Source organism: Viridibacillus sp. NPDC096237 (genome assembly GCF_050278625.1).
Classification (GTDB): Bacteria; Bacillota; Bacilli; order Bacillales_A; family Planococcaceae; genus Viridibacillus.
The window spans coordinates 39503-54963 of record NZ_JBNNTI010000028.1 but is presented as its reverse complement, the minus strand read 5'-3'; the positions used below and the strand labels follow the sequence as shown (position 1 = coordinate 54963).

Sequence of the window (15461 nt, the reverse complement as noted above, 5' to 3'; positions counted from 1 at the left end):
AGGATCAAACTCTCCATAAAAGTAGTTTGAAAGCTCATTAGCTTTGCTAGCGTATCATCCGAAGATGATATCTATTTCGTTTTGATCCACCAACAGAGTTGATGTCCAAAAACATTTATTGATTAACGTCTTGCTTGTTCAGTTTTCAAGGTTCATTACGTTCGCCACTTCATTAGCGACATTTAAGATTATATCGTAATAACATTTCGTTGTCAACAACTTTTTAAGTTATTTTCAAATCGTCGTTTCAACTTAGTTACCATTGCTTGTTTATCAGCAACTTTTATATTCTATCAAACTCATCACTCAGTGTCAATAACTTTTTTAAGTTATTTTCAAATCGTTTTGTTAGCTAAATTAGCAACTCAATTAATATACCACTATATTAATGTTAATGCAATACTTTTTTAAAAAAGTTAAATTTCCTTTACTAATTAGTATTAAGAGTATACAAAAATAGCTTATTTTCTATTGTGATGAACTTTTTAGTGATTTTCAAATAAAAAGCTAATCATTCTAATAGAGCATAAATAAAAAGACTCTAGTTAAAACTAGAGTCTTTTTATAAGGCGTCCTTATTATTTAATCACGCGGACGCATTGTAGGGAATAACAATACGTCACGTATTGTTTGCGAATTCGTTAACAACATAATTAAGCGATCGATACCGATACCTAAACCACCTGTTGGTGGCATACCGTACTCTAGAGCTTCAATGAAGTCATCGTCCATTTCATGCGCTTCGTCATTACCTGCTTCTTTTTCAACAATTTGTGCTTCAAAGCGTTCACGTTGATCGATTGGATCATTTAATTCAGTGAAGGCATTCGCATGCTCACGACGCACTATGAATAGTTCAAAACGATCCGTGAAGCGCTCGTCTTCAGGGTTCTTCTTAGCTAATGGGGAGATTTCCACTGGGTGACCGTAGATAAATGTAGGTTGAACTAATGATTCTTCTATTTTTTGTTCGAAGAATTCATTAATAATATGCCCTACTTCCATAGAGTCTTTAATCTCAACACCATGTTCTTTTGCATGTGCTTGCGCTTCCTCTTTAGTCATTGGTGCCCAGAAGTCCACTCCTGTAGCTTCTTTAACTGCATCTACCATGTGTAAACGAGTCCAACCTGGCGCTAGACTAATAACATCATCGCCATACTGTACATCAGTTGTACCTAATACTTCTTGCGCTACATGAGAAATTAAATTCTCTGTAAGTGCCATTATGTCACGGTAGTCAGCGTACGCTTCATATAATTCAATCATAGTGAATTCTGGATTATGGCGCGTTGACATACCTTCATTACGGAATACACGACCGATTTCATATACTTTTTCAAGTCCACCTACGATTAAACGTTTTAAATGGAGTTCAATAGCGATACGCATATATAATTCCATATCTAATGAATTGTGATGCGTAATGAACGGACGCGCAGCTGCTCCACCTGCAATTGCATGTAGCATTGGCGTTTCAACCTCAAGATATCCGTTACCATCTAAGTAACGACGGATTGCTTGAATAATTTTAGAGCGAGTAATAAAAGTTTGTTTACTTTCTTCACTCGTCATTAAATCTAAGTAACGTTGGCGATAACGTTGCTCTACATCTTTTAAGCCATGGAATTTCTCTGGCATTGGACGTAGTGATTTAGTTAGGAAAGTAAATTCTAATGCCTTCACAGAAAGCTCTCCTACTTGAGTACGGAAAACATTACCGCGAATACCTACGATATCCCCTAGGTCCGCTTGCTTAAATAATTCGTATGCTTCTTCACCAATAGCATCTTTACGAACATAAATTTGTACTTGTCCACCCAGATCTTGAATATGAGCGAAACCAGCTTTACCTTTACCACGCTTAGTCATAATACGACCCGCGATTACAACTTCATGTAAATCTTCTTCTAATTGCTCTTTAGTGAAATCCACATACTGTTCTTTTATTTCGTTTGATAAATGCGTACGTTCAAAACGGGCACCGAATGGATCTAGGCCGTTTTCTCTAATAGAAGCCATCTTTTGGCGTCTCACCAAAATTTGGTCATTTAATTCTTCAGACACGATATTCACTCCTCATTTTTTGTTCCGCTATGCAGTCCATAATGTACTTATTGTACACAATTTCGCTTGACGATTCACGTCTTTATCATCATTTACTAGTAAATACTTCATAATCCATTAGCTCATAAAGAAAAAAGCCGCCACTTTAAAAGGACGGCTAGGAATTTTATTAAATAATGTGGATTGCTTTTTCTGTTGCTTCTAGTTCTTCAAATTCTACTACTAAGCCATTTAGTAATGTTCTCAATTCTAATGCTGTCTCTGTTTGATTAATGGCATTACGAGCTTTACCGTTACCACGAATACCTTTTAAGTACCACGAAGCATGTTTACGCATTTCACGAACTGCTACAACTTCACCTTTTAACGCCATTAGGCGTTCAAAGTGAAGTAGACATACGTCGATTTTCTCACGAACACTCGGTTCATCAATTAATTTACCTGATTTCAAATATTCCACTGTTTGATACATCATCCACGGATTACCTAGCGCAGCACGACCGATCATAACGCCATCTACTCCAGTTTGTTCAAGCATACGTTTAGCATCTTGTGGTGTTTCTACATCTCCGTTACCGATAACAGGAATATTGACGTTCTCTTTTACCTGGCGGATAATATCCCAGTTTGCATGTCCTTCATACATTTGAACACGTGTACGACCGTGGACAGCAACTGCAGATGCTCCAGCACGCTCAACCTCTTTTGCATTGTCTACTGCAAAGACACGCTCATCATCCCATCCAATACGCATTTTCACGCTGACTGGTTTTTTCACACTGTCTACTACTGCTGCTACCATTTCATATACTTTATTTGGATCTAGAAGCAATTTCGCTCCCGCTTCACATTTGATGATTTTATTTACAGGGCAACCCATATTGATATCGATAATGTCAGCTGTTGTATTTTGGTCTACATATTTAGCCGCTTCTACAAGCGTTTCTTTATCGCCACCAAAGATTTGTAATGAAAGCGGATTTTCACGCTCGTCGATATAAAGCATATTCAACGTTTTATCGTTACGATAAACAATCCCTTTGTCTGAAATCATTTCAGCATATACTAAGCCTGCTCCAAATTCTTTTACTGTTAGGCGGAAAGCTGAGTTACAAATACCTGCCATCGGTGCAAGAACTACTCTGTTATCCATAACAATATCACCAATTTTGAACGGCTTGTCATTAGTTAATGTCATGCTGTGTTTCCTCCTTTTCTAGCAGGAGATTATTCTCCTCCTTTTAATTCGTTCATATTTATATCAAGCACTGTCGCTATGATTTGTAACTGTTTTTCTGTTGGCAACCGATCTCCACGTTCAATTTTGCCTAAAATAGAAGTAGACATACCAACTTTTTTTGCAAATTCGACCTGCTGAATTCTTTTTAGTTTTCGAAATGCACGAATTCTTCTACCCCAGCGATCGTTTTCCATTGTCGTACGCCTTCTTTCCCAACACTAGATAGCATCGATTGCATTGCTTCGTTTGTTTTAGGATATATGAGATCTGGTGCGATTTCCAATAATGGCACAAGAACAAAAGCACGTTCCTGCATTCTAGGATGCGGAACAACTAGTGTCTCCGTTTCAATATTGTCGTGATTATAAAGCAAAATGTCAAGGTCTATCGTTCTCGGACCCCACCGAATTATGCGAACACGCTTCAACTCATTCTCGATTGCCTGGCACATTTCAAGTGTTTTTTGCGGATTCAACGAAGTATGAATTTGCACAACTATATTAAGAAATGCATCTTGGTCTGTAAAGCCAACAGGATCCGTCTCGTATACAGACGATACAGCCATGACTTTCACTTCAGGATGTTCAGTTAACAACTTAACTGCACGTTGCAAAGTTTGTAGCCGTTCTCCTATATTAGAGCCAAGAGAAATAAAGGCTTCGTTCATTGAAACTCACCTCTTGTCAATTCAACAGATACTTCACGGTAATGCCCTGGAATTGGTGGATCAGGTTTAATCATCTCCACACGTAGCCCCTTTACTTGATCTTCGTAAGTAGCTAAAATACGGGTAGCAATTTGCCCTGCGACAGCTTCGATTAGTTTATATGGTTTACCTTCAACGATTTCTTTGCAGATTATATAAATTTCTGCATAGTTCACTGTATACTCAAGCTCATCCGTTTCACCAGCTCGTTGTAAATCTACCGCTAGAGATAGCGATACCCTAAAACGCTGACCAATAGCGGTTTCAGCAGCTAATACACCGTGGTATCCATAAAACTCCATATCTTTTACATGGATATAGTCCATAGTTAACACTCCACTCCATCATTGGATTTATTTTTTTAAATTTTGTATTCTACATGTGGTTGTTTACCCACTAAGACATCCATCATCCGTGTCATACGCGTAATTTCTTTAACATCATGTACACGTACCATATGACAACCTTTATCGATTCCAAAGCAAACTGTAGCACCCGTACCTTCTACCCGTTCTGTAACAGGGAGATCTAAGATATTACCAATCATTCTTTTTCGAGACGTTGCAAGTAATACGGGATAACCCAATTCTACTAATTGCGGTAAAACTTGCATCATTAACACATTTTCGTGATGCGATTTAGCAAAACCAATTCCTGGGTCTAACCAAATAAGCGTATCAGGTACTCCAGCCTCTTTGGCGATTTGCAAGCTCTTTTCTAAATCAGCTTTTGCTACCTCCCAGAAGTTTTCTCCGTATTCTTCATTGTCACGGTTATGCATTAAAATAATTGGCACATTTAATTCTGCGGCCACATTAGCAATTTCAGAGTCGTACTTAGCTCCCCAAATATCATTAATTATATGTGCACCGGCTAAAACAGCTTGTCTTGCCACTTCCGCTTTATACGTATCAATTGAGATTAATACTTTCACCTCTTTACGGAGTGCCTTTATAACAGGTATAACACGAGCCAATTCTTCTTTAACTGAAATTTGAGTATGCCCTGGACGTGTGGATTCGCCGCCAATATCAATAATCTTCGCACCATCTGCTACCATTTGCTTTGCTTGTGCGACTGCTGCTTCTAAATCGTTATATTTTCCGCCATCAGAAAAAGAGTCTGGCGTTACATTTAATATCCCCATCACAAACGTCTCTTTATGGAAGTCGAGTACATGCCCATCGATGATTAATGGTCTTGTGTATTTGTCTAGGTTCATCAAGATCTTCCTTTCGAATCATTTATACTTTTAACATACTGCTCATGAAGAACTTTGTAAATCGGTCCTTTATTTCCCAGGAAACTTTTCCCTTGCAATGAGCGGATTGGAATAAGTTCCTGAATGGATGTTGTGATAAAGCATTCATCCGCTTTTTCTAAATGCTCTCGAGTATAGAAACCTTCTATAACAGATATTTGATTCATCACTTGCTGGCGTGTAATACCTGGTAAAATACCTGTTTCAATAGAAGGTGTATATACCTTACCATCGGTAGCCCAAAAAATATTAGATGTAATACCTTCTGCTACAAAACCTCCTTCATTAACAAAAAAGCCCTCCAACTCAGCTAAAGATGGTACTTCAAATCGAGCCAGCACATTATTCGCATAGTGATGTGATTTATGACGGATTGATTGCTCTGGTGAATTACGCTCTGTATTTAACCATACCGCCGATTTCTCTTGTCCTCTCACCATTTTAGGTAAAGGTTTACGAAAGACAATAACAGTTGGCTCCGCATAGCTAGTCGGCTTTAATCCGATATCATGCGTACCTGCGGATACATTCAAACGGAAATAACCATCTTCTCCATCACAACGTTTGTCCAACTCACGAATAACAGTTAACAATTCATTAAAGTTATATGGTAATACGATATGATAGTCATCTAATGCTCGTTGCAGTCTTTTACAATGCTCTTCCCAAAGAAATACATCTCCTTCATACGTACGAAACGTTTCAAAGAAGCCTAATCCATACAAAAAGCCATGATCAAAAGGTGAAATTCTTAGATCCACACTCTGCGCATACTCCCCGTTCATCCAACACCACATTAGTTACCACTTCCTTCAGCAACCTCACAATAGCAATCGATAAAGTTCCACAATATCTTCTTACCTTCCTCTGTCATAACCGACTCCGGATGATACTGAACACCCTCAATCGGATACTCCTTATGACGAATCCCCATAATCTCACCTTCTGCTGTAAAAGACGTAATTTCAAGGCAGTCAGGTAAAGTTTCACGTTCAACGATTAATGAATGATAACGGGTTGCTTGAAATGGATTTGGTAGCTCACTATTTACACCGTTATTATCATGCTGTACAGGTGACGTTTTTCCATGCATTAAACGTTTTGCACGAATAACTTTCCCGCCAAAGACTTGCGCAATCGCTTGATGACCTAAACAGACACCGAAAATAGGAATCCTCCCTGCAAAATGAGCAATGATTTCTAGACTTCTACCGGCTTCATTTGGGCTACAGGGTCCTGGAGAAATAACAATCATAGTTGGTGCAAGCTGCTCAATATCCTGCACCGTTAGTTCATCATTTCTTTTTACAATAAGCTCTTGTCCAAATTCACCGAAATATTGTACGAGATTATAAGTAAATGAATCGTAGTTATCAATCATTAAAATCATACATTACACTCCTCTGCCATTGCCTTCGCTTGCCATAAAGCCTTCGCCTTGTTTAGCGATTCAATATATTCATTTGCCGGAACAGAATCTATCACAATGCCTGCACCTGCTTGAATATAAGCCATTCCTTCTTTAATAAAAGCTGTACGAATGACGATATTAAGTTCTAAATCACCATTGTATCCTAACCATCCGATTGATCCTGTATATAATCCTCGACGAACCGTTTCAAGTTCCTCAATAATTTCCATCGTACGAATTTTTGGTGCACCTGTTATTGTACCACCAGGGAATAACGCCCTTACAACATCTGCATTTGAACAGCTTTCATCTACAATGCCCCGTACATTCGAAACAATATGCATAACATGTGAATATCTCTCAATCACCATAAATTCATTCACTTCAACAGTGCCATATTTTGATACGCGACCTAGATCATTCCGCTCCAAATCAACTAACATAACATGTTCAGCACGTTCTTTTTCATTAGCAATTAATTCTTGCGCCAAGCGTTCATCTTCAGTGGCATCTTTACCTCTCGGACGAGTCCCTGCTATTGGGCGAGTTGAAAGCTCTTGACCTTTCTTCTTCACAAGTAATTCAGGAGAACCTGAAACAACGGCAAATTCAGGAGATTGGATATACGCCATGTACGGAGATGGGTTAAATGAACGTAGCGCCTCGTACATTTGCATAGGTTCAGCTCCAAGCTCCTTTGCCTGTCTAACTGACAGGTTCACCTGGAACACATCGCCTTGTGCAATATAGTTTTGCACTTTACGAACAGCTTCTTCAAAAACATCAGCCGATAGCGATACTTGTAACCTTGTCACATCATGGACAACATCCGTCGCTGCTCCCTCCTTAAACTCCTGAGATTTTAGACCACTTTCGCACGCTAATTGCCAATCGCGCGCACGTTGCTCAAGGTCAACATCGCTAGTTGAAAGCTTCATTAAATGAACTTGTTGCTTCACTACGTCAAGAACAGCCCATTCATCGAATAGATAAAAATATAAATCCGGTATTTGCAAGTCATTCTTCGCTAGATTTGGTAGATTCTCAATTTTCCGCGCATAATCATATGAGATAAATCCGGCTGCACCACCTTGGAAATCAAGTAAATCTGCATTAACAGGCAGCTTATATTCTGCTATTAAATCTTCTAACAAATGTAGCGATTCTCCTGTTCGCGTTTCCTCTTGTCCATTACGCCAAGAAATATGTAAACCTTCATCCGTCGAACGCACTACAGCCATCGGGTTCCACCCAGCCACTGACTGCTGACCCCCGCGACCGCTTTCTAATAACAAATGGTATTGCTCATCTTTTACAAGTTCCTTAAACGCATAAAAGAACGACTGCTTGTCCATCGAAAATGATGGGTAGTTAATTAATGATAGGCTCAAGAACTCTTCCTCCAATTAAAAAATTTATATTTCAAATCCACAAATTTCACTTTATAAATTACACCAACAACTAACAGTATATGAAAATGAAAGTCAGAGAGCAAAGTTCTAGAGAAAATATAAACAAAAATAAAAAACGAGGCACGAATATGCCCCGCTTAAAAGTTAATGAAGTTGAATTAGTCGTCAAAGTGGTAAAGAGGCGTGCTTAAGTAACGCTCTCCATTCGATGGAAGAATCGCTAAAACGTTTTTGCCTTTACCAAGACGTTTTGCAGTTTCGATTGCTGCAAAAATAGCTGCACCAGATGAAATACCACCTAATACACCTTCTTCTTTAGCAATTTTACGTGCAGTATCAAATGCAGCGTCATTTTCCACCGGGAAAATCGAAGTATAAACTTCAGTATTTAACACTTTCGGAACAAAACCCGCACCGATCCCTTGAATTTTATGAGGTCCCGGTTGCGCTCCAGCTAATACTTGAGAATCTTTTGGTTCTACTGCGATAATTTCAATTTCAGGATATTTTTCTTTCAATACTTCTCCTACACCTGTAATTGTACCACCAGTACCAACACCCGCGATAAATGCTTCAAGATTTAAACCATCAAATGCCTCAACGATTTCTGGTCCAGTTGTTAAACGGTGAACCTCAGCGTTTGAAGGGTTTTCAAATTGCTGTGGGACGAACCAGCCATTTTGTTCAGAAAGTTCATTTGCTTTTGCAATTGCCCCTTTCATCCCTTCAGCTCCAGGTGTTAAAACAAGATCTGCTCCGTAAGCACGTAGTAAATTGCGACGTTCCATACTCATTGTATCCGGCATTACTAACACCGCTTTATATCCTTTAGCAGCTGCTACCATTGCAAGACCAATACCCGTATTACCACTTGTCGGCTCAATTAATGTGCTTCCTTCTTTTAACTTACCAGCTTTTTCAGCAGCTTCAATCATAGCTAAAGCAATACGATCTTTAACACTGCTACCTGGGTTAAAGTATTCTAGTTTTACGTAAACATTACCATCATTTGGTCCTGTTACATTATTCAATTTAACGATTGGCGTTTTACCAATTAAATCTGTTACTGAATTAACTAATCTACTCATCTTTTATTCACTCCTAATTCCTAGTAATTTTATAGGTTTTAAATTATCTCAATTTTACAACCTATTGGTTACGTTTGTCAAATGAAACACTATTTACTCTACTAAAAATGCAAACTATTTTCCTTAATAACATTTACCATCCAATAGAATCAAAAACATTATTAATTATAGAGGTATAGGCTCAATTCATTTATGAAAATAAATAAAAAGGCTACTCCACACTCCGTAGATGTAGAATAGCCTAGAAATCATTATTTTATAGGTCTTTAAATAAATGAAATAGCTATTTCGTTAAGATATGGATGAAGTTATATTCCACTCATCAGAATAGGTTTACCAACCCTTAAGAATTAATCTCTGTTATAAACCCTTCTAATTCTTCTTTTGAGTATTGATACTTCTCTTGGCAGAAGTGACAATGCGCTTCTGCTTTCCCATCTTCTTCGATCATATCACGGATTTCTTTTTCACCTAAGCTAATAATAGCCGCACCAAAGCGCTCTTTTGAACAACTGCATTCAAATTTCACCAGTAATGTATCTAACATTTGAACATTCTCTTCGCCTAGTACAGCTTTTAAAATTTCTTCAGGTGTGTAACCTTTTTGAATCATCTTAGAAACTGGCTCGATTTTCGTTAAATGGTTTTCAATCGCGGTAATCGTTTCATCGTCTACACCAGGCAGAAGTTGAATGATGAATCCACCAGCAGCCAAGATAGAATCATCTGTATTTACTAATACACCAAGGCCTACTGATGAAGGCACCTGTTCAGATGTAGCAAAATAATATGTGAAGTCTTCTGCTATTTCACCAGAAACAATTGGCACTTGTCCTGAGAAAAAATCACGTAAGCCCAAATCTTTTACAACCGTTAACGCACCTTCAGTACCGACCGCACGACGTACATCTAATTTCCCGTGTGGGTTTAATTCAAATTCCACATGTGGATTAGTTACATAACCACGAACTTCACCTTTTGCATTCGCATCAACAATCATCGATCCAATCGGTCCATTACCTTCAACTTTAACAGTGATTTTATCTTCACCTTTTAACATCGCACCCATCATAACCGCGGCAGTCATTGTACGACCAAGTGCCGCAGAAGTTGTTGGCCAAGTATCATGACGACGTTGTGCTTCCCCAACAGTTTCAGTTGTACTTACCGCGAACGCACGTACACTATTATTAAATCCTAATGCTCTTACTAAATAGTCTCCCATTCAAATATTCCTCTTTTCTTATTGATTTCTCTTATATATTATATGCAATCCCTTTAATGTTAAAAACGGATCAACAATATCGATAATTGTAGATTCTTTCGCAATCAAAGATGCAAGCCCGCCAGTTGCAATCACAAGCGGTTCTTTCTTACTTTGTAATTTCATACGACTAACGATACCTTCAACTTGCCCAACATAACCATAAACGATGCCGGATTGCATAGCAGATACCGTATTCTTCCCAATAACATTACTAGGGCGCATAATTTCAACTCGCGGTAATTTAGAAGCACGTGCAAATAAGGCTTCTGTTGAAATATTAATCCCAGGTGCAATTGCTCCACCCATATAATCACCTTTATCATTCAAATAACAATAGGTTGTTGCCGTACCAAAATCTACAATAATCAGTGGCGAATCATACTCATGAAGTGCAGCTACAGCATTCACAATACGGTCAGCACCAACTTCTCTCGGGTTTTCATATTTGATATTAAGACCTGTTTTCACACCAGGCCCAACAATCAATGGCTCTAGCGAAAAATACTTACGACACATCGCCTCTAATGAAAACATTATCGGAGGCACTACTGAGGAAATAATAATGCCTTCTATATCAGCAAAAGATAAATCCACATGTGCGAACAATGATTTAACCTGCATTGCATACTCATCTTCTGTCTTATGCGGGTCAGTCTCCATACGCCAATGATGCATAAGTTTGTCATCGTTAAATATACCAACGGAAATATTCGTATTCCCAGTATCCATTACTAAAATCATCGAGCCTAGCCTCACTTACATACAGTTTTCTGAAAGAATCATACCATATCTCCTACTAATAAAAGAAGCTGATTGCCTTATGCAAATGCAAAGGTCAATCAGCTTCTGATTTAATAGCTATTATTTTCGTTCTTCTTGAATACCGTCATTTGATGTTCCATCCTGCTTTTCAGTAGGTAGGTCACTTGATGTTGGATCAGCAGTTCCAAATACATCAAGCTTTTCTTCTTTAACTAACGTTACATTTTTAGATTCATTACTTTCAAGTACTAAACCAGCTTTTTTACCATTATTTTGGTAAGCTCTGTCTGGCAATGTACCGTGGTCTTTTAGATGTTTAATCTGTTCTGCATCTAATGTTTCAACTTCAAGTAGAGTTGTAGCAATAAGATTTAGAAGATCACGATTTTCAGTAAGAATTCGCTTTGTACGATCGTATTGCTCTTTTACCATGTTTTGCATTTCTTGATCAATTTCATAAGCAATTTTATCTGAGTAGTTTTGTTCAGAGTTGATATCTCTACCTAAGAAGACATTGCCTCCTTGGCTTGAACCAAATTGCAATTGACCAAGCTTATCACTCATACCGTACTCGGTAACCATTGAGCGAATAATACTCGTAACACGTTGGAAGTCATTATGAGCACCTGTTGAAACTTCACCAAAGACGATATCTTCAGCTACACGTCCACCTAATAACCCTGCAACTTTATCAAGAAGCTCAGGTTTAGTCATGAAGTAACGATCTTCTTTTGGAAGCATTACAGCGTAACCGCCAGCTTGCCCACGTGGGACAATTGTAACTTTATGAACTTTTTCAGCTTCATCCAAGATTAATCCAACAACAACATGACCCGCTTCATGGTAAGCAACAATATTACGTTCTTTTTTAGAAATGACACGACTCGTTTTAGCAACACCAGCGATTACACGATCTGTTGCTTCATCGATATCACCCATGTCAATTTTTTTCTTATTCGAACGAGCAGCTACAAGTGCAGCTTCGTTTAATAAGTTTTCTAAATCTGCACCAGAGAAACCAGGCGTACGTTCGGCAATCGCTTTTAAGTCCACTGATTCATCTAAAGGTTTTTTACGAGCGTGTACTCTAAGAACCGCTTCGCGACCTTTTACATCTGGGCGTCCAACTGTAATTTGACGGTCAAAACGACCTGGACGTAATAATGCCGGATCTAGAATATCTGGGCGGTTCGTTGCAGCGACGATAATAATACCTTCGTTTTCACCGAAACCATCCATTTCAACAAGTAATTGGTTTAATGTTTGTTCACGTTCATCATGACCGCCACCTAAACCTGCGCCACGTTGACGACCAACTGCATCAATTTCATCGATGAAGATGATACATGGTGCGTTTTTCTTCGCGTTTTCGAATAAATCACGAACACGTGAAGCACCCACACCAACAAACATTTCAACGAAGTCAGAACCACTAATAGAGAAGAATGGTACGCCAGCTTCACCAGCTACCGCGCGTGCCAGTAAAGTTTTACCAGTACCAGGAGGTCCTACAAGTAGAATCCCTTTTGGAATACGGGCTCCAATATCATTGAACTTAGTAGGATCTTTTAAGAAGTCTACTACTTCTACAAGTTCTTGTTTCTCTTCGTCTGCACCAGCTACATCTGTAAAACGAACTTTTTTCTTTTGATCGTCATACAGCTTAGCCTTACTTTTGCCAAAGCTCATTACACGATTACCGCCACCTTGTGCCTGATTCAATAAGAAGAAGAACAGGATAAAGATGATGATGAATGGAATAATCCCCGTAAAGAACTGAATCCATCCACTCGTTTCAGGAGCAGGTAAAAAGTTTATTTTCGAGTTGTTTTTTGCCGCAGCATCAATTTTATCCATTACTGCTGGGTTATCACGAGGTACATTCGTTACGAAAGACTCACCTTTTTTGTAACCCTCTAATTCACCTTTAACGACATAAACCAATTTGTCAGGCTGTAACTCCGCACGGGTTACTTTGCCTTTATCTAGTGCTGTAATGAACTCGTGATACTGAATTTCTTTCGTCGGTTGGTTTTTGTTATTAAACGTACCAAAAATCCCGATGATCACGAGGAAAATTAATAAATATAATATGGTGTATCGAAATATTCGATTCATCCCCAGCCTCCTCACAAGGTAAACAGAAAAACTATAGTAAATCTTAACATATGAACATTAAGGCGTACAACGATAAGCATTTCGAAAAAGAAGTTTCAATGTAAAATTGTCAAAATTTTAACATTGTTATTAAAATGAATAAACTTCTTTCTTTAACACCCCAATGTATGGTAAGTTACGGTATTTTTCTGCGTAGTCTAAACCATATCCTACAACAAATGCATCTGGTACTTCAAAACCTACAAAGTCAGCTTTTAAATCTACTTTGCGACCAGTTGGTTTGTCTAATAATGTAACGATTTTAATTGATTTTGCTTTGCGATATTTGAAAAGGTCTACTAAGTAGCTTAGCGTTAGTCCACTATCAATAATATCTTCTACGATTAAAATGTCGCGACCTTCAACACTTGTGTTTAAGTCTTTTACGATTTTCACTTCCCCTGAAGATACAGTTGCATTACCGTAACTAGTTACATCCATAAAATCCACTTCAACGTATGTGTCGATTCGTTTCATTAAATCAGCCATGAATGGCATTGCACCTTTTAGTACACCAATCATTAAAGGAAACTTCTCTTGATACTCCTCCGTTAAGGCTTCCCCAATCTCACGGATTTTAATTTGTAAATCTTCTTCTGAAATTAATACTTTCTCGATGTCTTTTTGAAGCATCTTAGTTCCTCCTTGATTGTATATAGACACTACAAACTTTGTTGATCTACGATGAAGAATGCATCATCAGTAGAACGTTTGCTATTAGAAAAACAATTACCTATACGAAGACCAGGAAGCGCAATAACCTCATCTTCTTGCGTAACAATAACTGGCCATTCATCTCTTAGCGTCATCGGTACCTTCTCATCAATGAATAGACGTGATAAGCGCTTATGTTGATTCAAGCCAAGTAAATTGATACGGTCTCCATTTTGTCTAGCCCGGACATATAACGGCAATGAGAGCAGTTCAATTTGAAAAAAATACGTCTTTGCGGACGGGGTAGTATCAGATGGCCTTTCATCAGATAGCTTTCCTATGTATACACGCAAATTGTTCGTCAAATTCGTCCATGTATTAAGCGTAACCATTAAAGGCGACTTTTCTACACTTGAAATTTGTTTTTTCTTGATAATTAGCTCATCATATTGACGAATTGCTACTACATCTTTTGGTAAATGCAAAATTACATTTCCAGCCGTCGATGAAGTCTGTTCGAGAATAGAGTTCAACAGGGTATAACTTTGTACAATGGTTGTATCTTTATATAGATATTTTAATAGTAGTAGAATGATTCTTCTTTGTAAAGCGAGTGGCTTATTTCGGAATGCTTTTATGCAAATTCTCCATGAATCTTCATTTTTTTTCGTCACAACATCATGAAAAGCATCTTGTGCTAAACTTTGCAATAGATCTTCATCCGCTTGCGCCTTTTCGGTATACTGACGAACTGCATCAGCAACACGTGGATTTTCACCCTCTAATAACGGCACAACATGATGACGTATTCGATTACGTGTGTACGAATCCTTTTTGTTACTAGAATCTTCTCGATAAGCCTGTTTATTTCGTTGTAAATAAGTATGAATGTCATTCTTCGTCACAGCTAAAAATGGACGTATTAGATGCCCGTTTGCAAATGGACGTTCTCGTTTAATCCCAGTAATACCAGAAGCACTTGAACCTCGGGTAAGCGCCATTATGACACTTTCCACCTGATCATCTGCATGGTGCGCAACAACAAGATGCGTACTTGTACTTTCTAACATAACCTTCTCGAAATACCGATAGCGCTCTCTTCGGCATGTATCCTGCAAATTCCCCTTCTCACGGTGTAAAATTTCAGGAATAGGTATATCAATAGCATAAACAGGAATGTCACGCTCTTGGCAAAATACTTCAACAAATTGACGATCACCTTCAGCATCTACCCCACGTAACATATGATTTACATGAATCGCTGCAACAGAGACACCCAGTCGGTCTTTCTCTTTATACAAAAAATGCAGGAGTGCCATTGAATCGGCACCTCCCGAACAAGCTACGAGAAGACGGTCACCTTCATTACATAAGCGATAATGCTTCATGTATTGATATGCTTTTCGTTCGAGTTGCTCCATCTTCTCACCTCATTT

Annotated in this window: 15 protein-coding genes; all 15 read right to left on the bottom strand. The window is 38.4% G+C overall.

From position 1 onward, the window contains the following. Positions 1–582: 582 nt before the first annotated feature. Positions 583–2067 carry a lysine--tRNA ligase gene (gene lysS, locus ACQKMD_RS15125; protein ID WP_427752974.1) on the bottom strand — a complete coding sequence of 495 codons (1485 nt, stop codon included), beginning with the start codon at positions 2065–2067 and terminating at the stop codon, positions 583–585. 169 nt (positions 2068–2236) lie between these two features. Then, positions 2237–3265: a tRNA dihydrouridine synthase DusB gene (gene dusB / locus ACQKMD_RS15120; RefSeq protein ID WP_427752973.1), complete on the bottom strand. Its 1029-nt coding sequence runs from the start codon at positions 3263–3265 to the stop codon at positions 2237–2239. A 29-nt stretch (positions 3266–3294) separates the two neighbouring features. Next, positions 3295–3501, bottom strand: coding sequence for a helix-turn-helix domain-containing protein (locus ACQKMD_RS15115; protein ID WP_427752972.1), 207 nt, complete (start codon positions 3499–3501; stop codon positions 3295–3297). Beyond that, the gene (gene folK, locus ACQKMD_RS15110; protein ID WP_427752971.1) at positions 3453–3974 is read right to left on the bottom strand and encodes a 2-amino-4-hydroxy-6-hydroxymethyldihydropteridine diphosphokinase; all 522 of its coding nucleotides are present in this window, start codon (positions 3972–3974) and stop codon (positions 3453–3455) included. The genes ACQKMD_RS15115 and folK overlap by 49 nt, the downstream gene beginning before the upstream one ends. After that, a complete protein-coding gene (folB, locus tag ACQKMD_RS15105) occupies positions 3971–4339 on the bottom strand; it encodes a dihydroneopterin aldolase (protein WP_427752970.1) in 369 nt (122 codons plus the stop codon). The genes folK and folB overlap by 4 nt, the downstream gene beginning before the upstream one ends. Before the next feature lie 35 nt (positions 4340–4374). Further along, positions 4375–5235, bottom strand: a complete 861-nt coding sequence (folP, locus tag ACQKMD_RS15100; protein ID WP_427752969.1) for a dihydropteroate synthase — start codon at positions 5233–5235, stop codon at positions 4375–4377. Then, a complete protein-coding gene (gene pabC, locus ACQKMD_RS15095; protein ID WP_427752968.1) occupies positions 5235–6071 on the bottom strand; it encodes an aminodeoxychorismate lyase in 837 nt (278 codons plus the stop codon). The genes folP and pabC overlap by 1 nt, the downstream gene beginning before the upstream one ends. Then, positions 6071–6664, bottom strand: a complete 594-nt coding sequence (gene pabA / locus ACQKMD_RS15090) for an aminodeoxychorismate/anthranilate synthase component II (protein ID WP_427752967.1) — start codon at positions 6662–6664, stop codon at positions 6071–6073. Before pabA ends, pabC begins: the two co-directional genes overlap by 1 nt. Beyond that, the gene (locus tag ACQKMD_RS15085) at positions 6661–8040 is read right to left on the bottom strand and encodes an anthranilate synthase component I family protein (RefSeq protein ID WP_427752976.1); all 1380 of its coding nucleotides are present in this window, start codon (positions 8038–8040) and stop codon (positions 6661–6663) included. Before ACQKMD_RS15085 ends, pabA begins: the two co-directional genes overlap by 4 nt. A 215-nt stretch (positions 8041–8255) precedes the next feature. After that, positions 8256–9185, bottom strand: a complete 930-nt coding sequence (gene cysK / locus ACQKMD_RS15080; RefSeq protein WP_427752966.1) for a cysteine synthase A — start codon at positions 9183–9185, stop codon at positions 8256–8258. A gap of 343 nt (positions 9186–9528) precedes the next feature. Next, positions 9529–10410, bottom strand: a complete 882-nt coding sequence (gene hslO, locus ACQKMD_RS15075; protein ID WP_427752965.1) for an Hsp33 family molecular chaperone HslO — start codon at positions 10408–10410, stop codon at positions 9529–9531. An 18-nt stretch (positions 10411–10428) separates the two neighbouring features. Then, a complete protein-coding gene (locus tag ACQKMD_RS15070; protein WP_427752964.1) occupies positions 10429–11193 on the bottom strand; it encodes a type III pantothenate kinase in 765 nt (254 codons plus the stop codon). A gap of 120 nt (positions 11194–11313) precedes the next feature. Next, complete coding sequence (gene ftsH, locus ACQKMD_RS15065) at positions 11314–13332, bottom strand: ATP-dependent zinc metalloprotease FtsH (protein WP_427752963.1); 2019 nt, start codon at positions 13330–13332, stop codon at positions 11314–11316. Between the two features lie 129 nt (positions 13333–13461). After that, positions 13462–14004 (bottom strand): hypoxanthine phosphoribosyltransferase, encoded by a 543-nt coding sequence (gene hpt / locus ACQKMD_RS15060; protein WP_427752962.1) that lies wholly within the window; start codon positions 14002–14004, stop codon positions 13462–13464. A 29-nt stretch (positions 14005–14033) separates the two neighbouring features. Beyond that, positions 14034–15446, bottom strand: coding sequence for a tRNA lysidine(34) synthetase TilS (gene tilS / locus ACQKMD_RS15055; RefSeq protein ID WP_427752961.1), 1413 nt, complete (start codon positions 15444–15446; stop codon positions 14034–14036). Positions 15447–15461: the final 15 nt, after the last annotated feature.